Origin of the sequence: Streptomyces sp. H27-D2 (assembly GCF_035828615.1) — a bacterium.
In the GTDB taxonomy this organism is placed as follows: Bacteria; Actinomycetota; Actinomycetes; order Streptomycetales; family Streptomycetaceae; genus Streptomyces.
This window is the reverse complement of sequence record NZ_JAYMZR010000156.1, coordinates 1-11040: the sequence shown is the minus strand read 5'-3', so window position 1 is coordinate 11040 and position 11040 is coordinate 1. Positions and strand designations below refer to the sequence as shown.

Annotated in this window: 8 protein-coding genes and 1 pseudogene; 4 read left to right on the top strand and 5 right to left on the bottom strand. The window is 74.2% G+C overall.

The window, feature by feature from the left end; genetic code table 11:
* Window positions 1-523 (bottom strand): ABC transporter ATP-binding protein (locus QMK28_RS32645; protein WP_326443314.1); only part of this gene is annotated, 523 nt, incomplete at its 3' end.
* Window positions 520-1608: an ABC transporter permease gene (locus tag QMK28_RS32640; RefSeq protein WP_326443313.1), complete on the bottom strand. Its 1089-nt coding sequence runs from the start codon at window positions 1606-1608 to the stop codon at window positions 520-522. The genes QMK28_RS32645 and QMK28_RS32640, both read right to left, overlap by 4 nt.
* 304 nt (window positions 1609-1912) lie before the next feature.
* On the opposite strand from QMK28_RS32640, the gene QMK28_RS32635 reads away from it, so the two are divergent.
* The 4 genes from QMK28_RS32635 to msrB all read left to right on the top strand — a co-directional run bounded on the left by QMK28_RS32635 (window position 1913) and on the right by msrB (window position 6064).
* The gene (locus QMK28_RS32635) at window positions 1913-3334 is read left to right on the top strand and encodes a sensor histidine kinase (protein WP_326443312.1); all 1422 of its coding nucleotides are present in this window, start codon (window positions 1913-1915) and stop codon (window positions 3332-3334) included.
* Window positions 3331-3984 carry a response regulator transcription factor gene (locus tag QMK28_RS32630; protein ID WP_326443311.1) on the top strand — a complete coding sequence of 218 codons (654 nt, stop codon included), beginning with the start codon at window positions 3331-3333 and terminating at the stop codon, window positions 3982-3984. Before QMK28_RS32635 ends, QMK28_RS32630 begins: the two co-directional genes overlap by 4 nt.
* A gap of 251 nt (window positions 3985-4235) precedes the next feature.
* Complete coding sequence (gene murC, locus QMK28_RS32625) at window positions 4236-5645, top strand: UDP-N-acetylmuramate--L-alanine ligase (protein ID WP_326443310.1); 1410 nt, start codon at window positions 4236-4238, stop codon at window positions 5643-5645.
* Between the two features lie 11 nt (window positions 5646-5656).
* On the top strand, window positions 5657-6064 hold the full coding sequence (msrB, locus tag QMK28_RS32620; RefSeq protein WP_326443309.1) for a peptide-methionine (R)-S-oxide reductase MsrB: 408 nt from the start codon (window positions 5657-5659) through the stop codon (window positions 6062-6064).
* 277 nt (window positions 6065-6341) lie between these two features.
* Here the strand turns inward: msrB and treZ are convergent, their stop codons facing one another.
* The 3 genes and pseudogenes from treZ to QMK28_RS32605 all read right to left on the bottom strand — a co-directional run.
* Complete coding sequence (gene treZ / locus QMK28_RS32615; protein WP_326443308.1) at window positions 6342-8381, bottom strand: malto-oligosyltrehalose trehalohydrolase; 2040 nt, start codon at window positions 8379-8381, stop codon at window positions 6342-6344.
* Entirely contained in the window at window positions 8381-9922 is a 1542-nt protein-coding gene (locus QMK28_RS32610; protein WP_326443307.1) for an ABC transporter substrate-binding protein, read from the bottom strand. Before QMK28_RS32610 ends, treZ begins: the two co-directional genes overlap by 1 nt.
* Before the next feature lie 51 nt (window positions 9923-9973).
* Window positions 9974-11040 (bottom strand): annotated as a pseudogene (locus QMK28_RS32605) (hypothetical protein); the annotation flags it as partial.

Below are 11040 nucleotides of genomic sequence, written 5' to 3'. Positions count from 1 at the left end.
CCCGCTGCCGCTCGCCGCCGGACAGCTGATGCGGACGCCGGTTCCGCTTCGCCTCGTCCAGACCGACCGAGGCCAGCATATCCGCGGCCCGCTCCCGCGACGCGCGGCCGTGCTCGCCGCGCAGGCGGTGCACCACCGTCAGCTGTTCCACCGCGGTCAGCGAGGCCAGCAGGTTCGACTGCTGGAAGACGATGCCGATCCGCTCCCGGCGCAGCGCCGTACGGTCCTTGGCCCGCAGCTCCCCGGTGTCCCGCCCCGCGATGACCACCCGCCCCGAGTCCGGGCGCAGCAGCGTCGCGGCCACCGCGAGCAGGCTCGACTTGCCGGACCCCGACGGCCCGGCCACCGCGACCAGTTCCCCGGCGGCGATCTCCAGAGACACCTCGTCCAGCGCGGTGAGCCTGCGGTCGCCGTCCGGGTAGGTGAGCCGTACGGAGTCCAGCGCGAGCGCGGGCGTGGCGTGGGGATGGCGTACGGCGTCCGGTGATGTGTGCGGGCCGGTCGGGCTGCTCGGGACAGTCATCGGGTGGCTCCCAGGGCGGTCAGCGGGTCGACGGAGGTGATGCGGCGCACGGCGAGCGCGGAACCGGCGAGGCCCAGCAGCACCATCGCCAGGACCGGTGCGGCGACGCTGGCCGCGCCCAGCGCGAAGGGCACCGACGCCGAGGCGAGCGCACCGCCCAGAGCCCCGAGGGCCGCGCCCAGCAGCCCGCCGGACAGCAGGACGGCCAGCGCCTGCGCGAGCGCGTCGCGCACCAGATAGCCGCTGCTCGCGCCGATCGCCTTGAGCACGGCGATGTCGGGCTTGCGCTGCACTGTCCACACCGTGAAGAACGCGCCGGTGACCAGTGCGCTCACGGCGAACAGGAAGACCTGGATCAGCTGGAGACTGCCCTGTTCGGCGGAGTAGCCGTCGATCCCGGCCGGCGCGTCGCCGAGCGGCACGGCCCTGGTGTCCCGGGCGGTGTCCCCGCCGGGCCCGCCGCCCGTGTCCCCGCCCCCCTCCCCGTCCCGGTCGAGCGCGAGCGCCGTGGGCTGCTCCTGGCCGGTGACCCGCTCCCAGGTGTGAAGGCCGGTCCACACGCTGGGGGCGTGCGCGTACGAGCGGTCCTCGCCGACGCCGGAGACGGTGATCCGCCGGGTGCCGAGCCGCACCTTCGCGCCCGCTGCGAGCCCGTACTCCTCGGCCAGTTCCTCGCTCACGACCGCCTGGCCGTCGCGCGGCGCGGTCCCGGAGACGAGCGGCGGCAGCAGGGCCGCCGAAGCGCCGAGCAGACTCACCGAGGCAGCCGCGCCGTCGCCGGTGAACCGGGTCATGGCGACCCCGAGCGGCTCGGCCGAGGCGACCCCCGGCGCCTTGGCCCAAGCGGCGGCCTGGGCGGCGTCGATGGTGCTGTTGCTGAACGACACCTCGGGTGAGGCTCCGGCCGGGGCGCCGAAGACGATGCCGTCCACCGGCAGCCCGTCGATCGCGGACGAGGCCGCGCGGGCCAGCCCGCCGGTCAGGCCGTTCAGGAAGACGACCAGTGTGGTGATCAGCGTGACGACCGCGCCCATCAGGGCGAAGCGCCCCTTGGCGAAGCGGATGTCACGGGATGCGACGAACAACGGAACCCTCCAGGGCTGTACCCGCGCGGCCGGTGCGATCTGCACGCTCCGCAGACCCGCACGCTCCGCAGACCCGCACGACCTGCGTGCTCCGCACGACCTGCGCGGCTTTCCCGACGGCCGTTCGGCGGCTCGCTGGGGCCCGCTTCTCAGCGGGCCCCAGCAACCCTGTCCGGCCCTGCCGCCGCTGCCATCGGGGACAGGAGTGGTCTTCGGGCCGTCCGAACGGTGCACCCCGGAATACATCGAACGGTTGATGGCCCGTGGCGGCCACCGCCGCCGGACCGCCCGTACGCTCGATGGAGTGAGCAACCCCGATCCACCCCCGGTGACCGAGCCCGGCGAGCCGCGCGAGGACACCCGCTCGCTGCGCCTGCTGCGCTGGGCGCTGCACGGCGTCTTCTACGCGCTGCTGGCGATCGCCGTGGGCCCCTCGGTCCTCGCCGCCGCCAACGGCACAGCCCCCGAAACCGCCCCTCACCCCGTCCCCGTGCTCGCCCTGAGCGTCCTGCTGGGCGCGGTGTACGGCGCCGGGACGCTGTGGGAGCACCGGCGGCCGGTCACCGGCCTCCGGACCGGCGGGTGGCTCGTCCTCGTCAGCGGACTGTGGCTCGCGGCGCTGATCCTCGACCGGGACTTCAGCTATCTGGCCTTCCCGCTCTTCTTCCTCTACCTCCACGTACTGCCGGCCCGCTGGGCGCTGCCCGCCGTCGCGGCCGCCACGGCCGCGGTCGTCATGGTGCAGTCCGAGGGGCCCGGCGGCTTCACCGCGGCCAAGGCCATCGGCCCGACCGCCGGAGCGGCCGTCGCGGTCCTCACCGCCTGGGGTTATGCCGCGCTCTACCGGGAGGGCAGCGAACGTCAACGCCTGATTGACGATCTCGTACGCACCCGCGACGAGCTGTCCGCCACCCAGCGCGAGGCCGGACGGCTCGCGGAGCGGCAGCGCCTCGCCCGGGAGATCCACGACACGCTGGCCCAGGGCCTGTCCAGCATCGTGCTGCTCGCCCGCGCGGCGGAGTCGGGTGACGAGCAGACCGCCCGCGCTCACCTGCGGGAAGTCGGCCGGACCGCCTCCGAGAACCTCGCCGAGGCCCGGCGCTTCGTACACGCCCTCACGCCCCCCGCGCTGCGCGACGCGCCCCTGCCCGAGGCGCTGCGCCGGGGCGCCGCGGGCTATCCCGCGTCGGCGACCTCCCCTGAGGTCCGCTTCCGGCTGGACGGCGAACCGTACGGGCTGCCCGTCGAGGCGGAAGTCGCGTTGCTCCGGCTCACCCAGGAGGCCCTGGCGAATGTGGCCCGGCACGCGCGAGCCCGGCAGGCGGCCGTGACGCTCGGCTTCCTCGACGGGCAGGTGACCCTCGACGTCTACGACGACGGGGTCGGCTTCGCGCCGGACGCGGAGCCCGACGGCGACCGGCAGACGTTCGGGCTGCACGGGATGCGCGAGCGGATCGCCGATCTCGGCGGCACGCTGACCGTCGAATCCGCGCCGGGGGAGGGGACGGCGGTGGCGGCGGTGCTGCCCGTGCGGGCGGCGCGGGCGCCTCGGGCCGCGCGGCCGGGTGCCGGTACGGGCTCAGGCGATCCAGCGAGCCTCACCGACCCTACAGACCCGACCGATCCCACCGGCCCCGCAGTCAGTGCGCCGGACGTACGTCCTCCGCAGCGTGCCGGGCGCCCCGCAGTCGCAGCTGCCGGCGCTTGCTCGGGGGAGCCGCAGTGAGCGGCGGCGGCGTCATCAGGGTCCTGCTCGTCGACGACCACCCCGTCGTACGGCGCGGTCTGCGCGCCATGGTGGATGACCTGCCGGAGCTGGAGGCGGTCGGCGAGGCGGCGGACGGGGCCGCCGCGCTGCGGCTGCTCGCTGCCGACGGGCCGCGCCCCGACGTGGTCCTCATGGACCTCCAGATGGGCGCGGGCATGCACGGCGTGGAGGCCACCCGCCGGATCACCGCGCTGCCCGACCCGCCGGCCGTCCTCATCCTCACCACGTACAACACCGACGCCGACATCCTCGCCGCCGTCGAAGCCGGCGCCACCGGCTATCTGCTCAAGGACGCGCCGCCCGAGGAGGTCGCCGCGGCGGTCCGCGCCGCGGCGCGCGGCGAGACGGTCCTCGCCCCGCCCGTAGCGGCCCGGCTGCTGGGACGGGTACGGGCAGGCCGCCCGACGCTCTCCCCGCGCGAGGTCGAGATCCTGCGGCTGCTCGCGGAAGGGCTGGCGAACAAGCAGATCTCCCGCAGGCTGTTCATCAGCGAGGCGACGGTGAAGACGCACCTGGTGCACATCTACGGCAAGCTCGGCGTCGACAGCCGTACGGGCGCCATCGCGGCCGGACTCGCCGGCGGACTCATCCGGTCCGCGTCCGCGTAACGACGTGTGCCCGCCGGCCGCGCGCACGCCGGGTGCACCCGATTGCGGCCGCCGGGCCGCGATCAGTCGCGACCGGCCGCGACGAGCCGTGGCGACAGGGCGACCGCCGCCAGCGCTTAAGCTTCTGGGCCGGGGACCACGTACCGTCGACCCACCAGCACGAGCAGCACCGAGCAAGAAGCAAGAGCAACCTTCACCCCCACCCTCACCGTCCCACCCTCACCGTCACCCACGACCAGGGAGCACCGCACATGGCACCCGCCATCCCGTCCGCCATGGACCGACCGCACTTCATCGGCATCGGCGGCGCCGGCATGTCGGGCATCGCCAAGATCCTCGCCGCGCGCGGCGCGCAGGTCGCGGGCAGCGACTCGCGCGAGTCCGCCACCGCCGAGGCGCTGCGCGCCGACGGCGTGACCGTGCACATCGGGCACGCCGCCGAGCACATCGCGGCCGACACGAGCTGCGTCATCGTCTCCAGCGCGATCCGCGAGGACAACCCGGAACTGGTCGCGGCCAACGAGCGCGGCATCCGGCTCGTGCACCGTTCCGACGCGCTCGCCGCGCTGATGGGCGGCCTGCGCTCGCTCGCGGTGGCCGGCACCCACGGCAAGACGACCACCACCTCGATGCTCGCGGTGGCGCTCGGCGCGCTGGACCTCGACCCCTCGTACGCGATCGGCGGCGACCTGGACGGACCCGGGTCCAACGCGCGCAACGGCGACGGCGAGATCTTCGTGGCGGAGGCGGACGAGAGCGACCGCAGCTTCCACAAGTACCGGCCCGAGGTCGCGATCATCCTCAACGTGGAGCTCGACCACCACGCGAACTACGCGTCGATGGACGAGATCTACGAGTCCTTCGAGACCTTCGTCGGCCGCATCCGCAAGGGCGGCACGCTCGTCGTCTCCGCCGACCAGGCGGGCGCCCGCGAGCTGACCGCCCGGGTGCGCGACCAGGGCGAGCTGAACATCGTCACCGTCGGCGAGTCCGAGCACGCCGACGTACGGATCGCGAAGATCAACCCGCGCGGCCTGACCAGCGAGGTCACCGTCGTCATGGACGGGAAGTTCATCACCTTCGCCGTCGCGGTGCCCGGCCGGCACTACGCGCACAACGCGGTCGCCGCGCTCGCCGCGGGCGTCGCGCTGGACCTGCCGGTGCACAACCTGGCCTCGGCCCTCGGCAAGTACACCGGCGTCAAGCGCCGCCTCCAGCTCAAGGGCGAGGCGCACGGCGTCCAGGTCATCGACTCCTACGCGCACCACCCCACCGAGATCGCCGCCGACCTCGAAGCCATCCGCGGCGGCGCGGGCGACGGCCGCATCCTGGTCGTCTTCCAGCCGCACCTGTTCAGCCGCACCCAGGAGCTGGGCGTCGAGATGGGCGAGGCGCTCGCGCTGGCCGACGCGTCCCTGGTGCTCGACGTCTACCCGGCCCGCGAGGACCCGATCGAGGGCGTCACCAGCGCGCTGGTCGTCGACGCGGCGCGCGCCAAGGCCGCGGATGTGACCGCCGTGCACGACCAGGCCGCTATCCCGGACGCCGTCGCAGGAATGGCGAAGCCCGGTGATCTCGTTCTCACCATGGGGGCGGGCGATGTGACGGACCTCGGTCCGCACATCCTGGAGAGGATCAGCCTGTCCCGCCCCGAGAGCTGAGGAGAACGCAGATGTCGTACGAGATCGACAAGCCCGACGAGCAGTGGCGCGCGGAGCTGAACCCCGCGGAGTACGCCGTACTCCGCAAGGCGGGCACCGAGCCCGCTTTCGTGGGCGAGTACACCGACACCAAGGACACCGGCGTCTACGACTGCCGGGCGTGCGGGGCCGAGCTCTTCCGGTCCGACACCAAGTTCGAGAGCCACTGCGGCTGGCCCTCCTTCTACGACCCGGCGGACTCCAGCGCGGTGGAACTGGTCGAGGACCGCTCGCACGGCGCGGTCCGCATCGAGGTCCGCTGCGCGAAGTGCGGCTCCCACCTCGGACACGTCTTCGAGGGCGAGGGCTACGCCACCCCGACGGACCAGCGGTACTGCATCAACAGCATCTCGCTGCGGCTGGTGCCGGCCGAGGGCTGAGCGGCCGGTCCCGGCGAGGGCCGTACGGCGGCCGTACGCACCGGGCGCCGCGCGCATGACCCACGCTGGTCTCCGGCGAGGTCGGGGCGCGGCACCGGCCCGTTTCGTCCGTTGGCCGACGGCTGGGACGAAGCGCATGCCGAGGCCCGCGAAGCCGTCCGTCGGTGACGAGCCGATGGTCGGCTCGCGGGGCGAGTCCGAGCTGTAGCCGGCGCGCGCTCGCCGAGACCGTGTGCCGGGTGTTCACTCCCTGATCCGCGCCGGGAGCGGGCGCCGGTCACCCCAGCACGACCGCGGACTCCGGCGCGAGGTGCAGGATGCCGTCCGCGCCCGGCAGTTCGGTCGGCCGCCAGGCGGCGAGCAGGCGGGAGCGAGGGCGAGGGCGGGCGTCGGGCCGGGCGTGAGCCGGTGCGTCGGCGCCGTTCGGCGGGCCGCTCGCGGGGGCGTCCAGCGGGATCGCGGCCGTACGGTCCGGGGCCAGATTGACCGCGACGGTCAGCGGGCCCCGGGCGAGGGTGAGCCAGCGGGCCCCGGCGTCGTAGCTCACCTCGGTGTGCGTCAAGTCCGGGTCGGTCAGGGCGGGTTCGGAGCGGCGCAGCGCGATCAGCCGCCGGTACCAGGCCAGCAGCTCGGTGTGCGGGGCGCGCCGGGTCTCCGACCAGTCGAGGCAGGACCGCAGCCGGGTGGCCGGGTCCTGTGGGTCGGGGACGTCCTCGGCGGCCCAGCCGTGCGCGGCGAACTCCCGGCGGCGGCCGTCGCGTACGGCCGCGGCCAGCTCCGGGTCCCGGTGGTCGGTGAAGAACTGCCAGGGGGTCCTGGCGCCCCACTCCTCGCCCATGAAGAGCATGGGGGTGAAGGGGGAGCACAGGACCAGCGCCGCGCCGCACGCCAGCAGGCCGGGGGAGAGCCCGGCCGCCGGCCCGCCGGCCGTTCCGCCGCCGGAGGCCCCGCCATCGGGCGAGTGCCCGTCGCCGCCGGACGGCCCGTCGCCGCCGGACGGCCCGTCGCCGCCGGACGGCCCGTCGCCGCCGGACGGCCCGTCGCCGCCGGACGGCCCGTCGCCGCCGGACGGCCCGTCGCCGCCGGACGGCCGGTCGCCCCCGGACAGCCCGACGCCCCCGGACAGCCGGTCGCCGAGGGCCCGGTTGCCGATCTGGTCGTGCGTCTGGGCGTAGCCGAGAAAGCGGTGCGCCGGGGTCGCCGTACGGTCCACGGGGCTGCCGTGCGCCCGGCCCCGGAAGGCCGAGTGCGTGCCGTCGTGGAAGAACACGCCGGTCAGCGTCTTGCCGAGGGCGGCCAGCGGGGCCTGTGCGAAGTCGGCGTAATAGCCCTGGGACTCACCGGTCAGGGCAGTGTGCAGGGCGTGGTGGAAGTCGTCGTTCCACTGTGCCTGGAGGCCGTGGCCGCCCGCCTCGCGCGAGGCGGTGGGTGGCGGGTGGTGGTTGTGGGGCTCGGCGATCAGCGACAGCGGCCGGCCGAGCTGTGCGGCCAGCGCGTCCACGGCCGCGGACAGTTCGGCCAGGAAATGCCGCGCCCTGGTGTCGGCCAGCGCGTGCACGGCGTCGAGCCGCAGCCCGTCCAGCCGGTAGTCGCGCAGCCAGGCCAGTGCGCTGCCGATGAGGTACGCGCGAACCTCGTCGGAGCCGGCGGCGTCGAGGTTGACCGCCGAGCCCCACGGGGTGTGATGGGTGTCGGTGCAGTACGGGCCGTAGGCGGGGAGGTGGTTGCCGGACGGCCCGAGGTGGTTGTGCACCACGTCGAGGATGACGCCGATGCCGTGCAGATGCGCCGCGTCCACGAACCGCTTGAGCCCCTCCGGGCCGCCGTACGGCTCGTGGACCGCCCACAGCGACACGCCCTCGTAGCCCCAGCCGTGCCTGCCGGGGAACGGGCAGACCGGCATCAGCTCGACATGGGTGATCCCCAACTCGGCGAGGTGCGACAGGCGTTCGAGGGCCGCGTCGAAGGTGCCCGCGCGGGTGAAGGTGCCGATGTGCAGCTCGTACAGCACCGCGCCCGGCAGCGGCCTGCCGTGCCACTCCCGCCGCCACAGGAAACGGGAGTGGTCGACGACGGCGCTGCGGCCGTCCGGCCCCTCCGGCTGGCGGCGCGAGCGCGGATCGGGCAGCACCGGGGCAGCGGCCCGCTCGGCGGCCCCGGCCGGCCGGAAGCCGTAACGCGTGCCGTCCATCGCGTCCGCCTCCGCCTGCCACCAGCCGTCGCGGCCTGGCCCGGCGTCCCGTTCCATCGGGTACGTCACGTCGCCGACCACCGCGTCGACCTGTCCGGCGTCCGGCGCCCACACCTCGAATCGCATCAGTTCAGATCCCGTTCCACCAGAGGACGGCCGGAGCGAGCGGAGACGTCGAGCGTGCGCACCGTGCCGTCCGGCTTGATCTCGATGATGGGCACGGCCTTTCCCTCGGGCGAGCCGTCATTGCCCAAGGAGATCAGGCCGCTCGCGCCCTTCACCGCCTCCACGCCGTGCAGCGACTTCCAGATCTGGATCGTCTGCGAACCGCTTACCCGGCCGTTGGAATCGGAAGCGCGGGCCGCCAGCCGGATGCCGGACACCGCCGTGAGGACCGCGTCATGGCCCATGATCGCCTGGCCGTCGTCCAGCGTCTCCTCGGGGAAGGCCGTACGGTAGCGGCCCTTCGTCCCGAACGACTGTACGGCCCAGCCGGGGTAGGCGTCCTTCGCCTTCTGCCAGGCGCCGGGGTGCGCGAGCCCGGTATAGAGCAGCCGTACGTTGCCGCTGCGCAGCGTCTCCTTGATCTCGTCGAAGCCCTGCGCCTGCGCGGACTGCGAGACGTCGTCGCCGGAGAAGACGACCAGTTCGCGGTCGGTGCACGGGCGGTCCTTGAGCGGCGCGAGGAAGCGCGGCAGGTCCACACCCCGGCCCGCGAAGTAGACGACGTCCGGCTTCGCGGCGCACAGGTTCGCCATCCGGGTCTTGAAGGCGGTCGCCACGCCCTCCTGCGAGGAGTCGTACTGCTCGACCTTCGGGGCCGGCCGGTCGCGCGGGAAGGCGCGCAGGAACGCTTCGCCCAGTGTCCGGGTGTACTGGTCGTCGGGCCGCGCGTCCTGTATCACCAGCACCCGCTTGCCCGCGTACGGCTTCCGCTTCAGGAAGGCCGCCGCGGCCGCCGCCTCGTCCGCGTTGGTCGGCGCGGCCCGTACCAGGCCCTTGACCTTGCTCAGCGTGTCGGCGGTGAGCACCGAGCCGACGGCGGCGAGCTGGAGGCCGCCGTCCTGCCGGTCGGCCGTGATCGTGCGGACCATCTTCTCGGTCGCGTCGGTGCTGGTGCCCAGCCCGGCGACGGCGACGATGTGATCGGAGTCGATGCGCTTGCGGATCTCCTGGAGGGCCGCGCTCCGCTGCTCCCCGGTGCTGCCGGTGTTGGCGAGCAGCAGCCTGACCTTGGGCGCGTCGCCGTACTTGGGCGTGTGGTTCGCCTCGTACTGGGCGGTGTAGGAGCCCTGCACCTCGTGGCGCACCGAGTCGGGGGTGTTGGAGTCCTTGGGGCCGGGCGCCAGCGACATCAGGTAGACGATGCTGACGTACGAGGGGCCGTTCGGCCTGCGGCTCGCCCTGGACACCCGGCCGTTCTCCGCCCGTATCAGCTCGGAGACGGCCGCGAGGTTCGTGCTGAAGGAGTGCGAGCCGTCGGTCACGCCGACGCACTGCGGCTTCTCGCCGACCCGCGGCACGCCTTCGGCGCAGGAGGTGTCCTCGGGCTGCAGAGCCCATACGGTCCCGCCCGCCGCGAGCGCCAGGGCCAGCAGGCCCAGCAGCGCGTTCCACGGCCAGCGGGCCCACAGCGGTCGATTGCTCACCCAGTCGCCGGGGGACATCAAGGCTCCCTCCTCATCGGATGCTCCTATGGATGTCAGTCGGGCTGGATGTCAGTCGGCGTAGCGGGCGGCCTCGTCCAGCAGAGTGTCCGCGTCCGCGTCCGCGACCATGGCGAGCTGCCGGAACATCGCGCCGATCTTGTAGTTCAACTCCGGGTTGCCGGGCGGCAGCCGGTTGCGCGGATCGCCCGCGAGCCACAGCGCGGCGCACAGCTCGGCGAGCGGGCGGCCCGTCGTGCGGTCCGCGTAGGCGAGGGGGGCGTGTTCGCGGGCGAGTTCGCCGGCGGCGCGCGGCGGGGGCGCGTCCGAGAGCTGCGCGCGGTACATCGGCGCCGCGCTCACGTGGTACAGCTCCCGCAGCCAGGGGCGCAGATCGGCGCCGGTGACCCCGTCGGTGAAGTGCCGTGTGACGGTGTCCAGTTCATTGAGCGCGAGCTGGTGGTAGAGGGCGTCGAGCGGCTTGCCGTGCCGGTGGTGCCAGTCCCACAGGGTGCGGTGCGTCTGCTGCCAGACGGCCTCCGATCCGCTCGGCGGCCCGGACATGGAGTCCAGCAGCAGCAGCCGCAGCCAGGGGTGCAGCACAGGGCGCCCGTCGTAGGTGCTGTCGGCCGCCGCCCGCTCCGCGCCCGGCCGGCCCTGTGGCGGCAGCAGATAGCCGGAAGGGCCGGTGCCGCCTCTGGTGGTGGCGTCCTCCGGGATCGGCTCGGACAGCCACAGCCTGCCGCGCAGCTCGCGCATCAGGGTGTCGCGCGCGTGCTCGGGCTGGTCGTTGAGCAGCCCGCAGTTGATGCCCGCCTTGGGGGTGCGGGCCGCCGCGATCCGCATCGCCGCCGCCCGCTGGTCCCGGGTGAGGCCGGCCAGCAGATAGTCGAGCACCCGCGAGGCGAGCCGGGGCTCGCGCGCCGGCTCGGGGCGCGGGCGCGGGCGCGGTCGCGCGCCGGGCCCGGCGGCGGGGCCGGGCGGCGGGCCCGGAGCCGGTACGGGGGTGTCCAGCAGCCCGCGCAGGCTCGTCAGATCCCGGTCGTGCTCCAGCAGACTGCCGATGGCGGTGTGCAGTTGGAGCACGCTCCAGGGGTGGCCGTAGGTCAGCCGGTGGACCAGGGGAGTGGCGCGCGGCT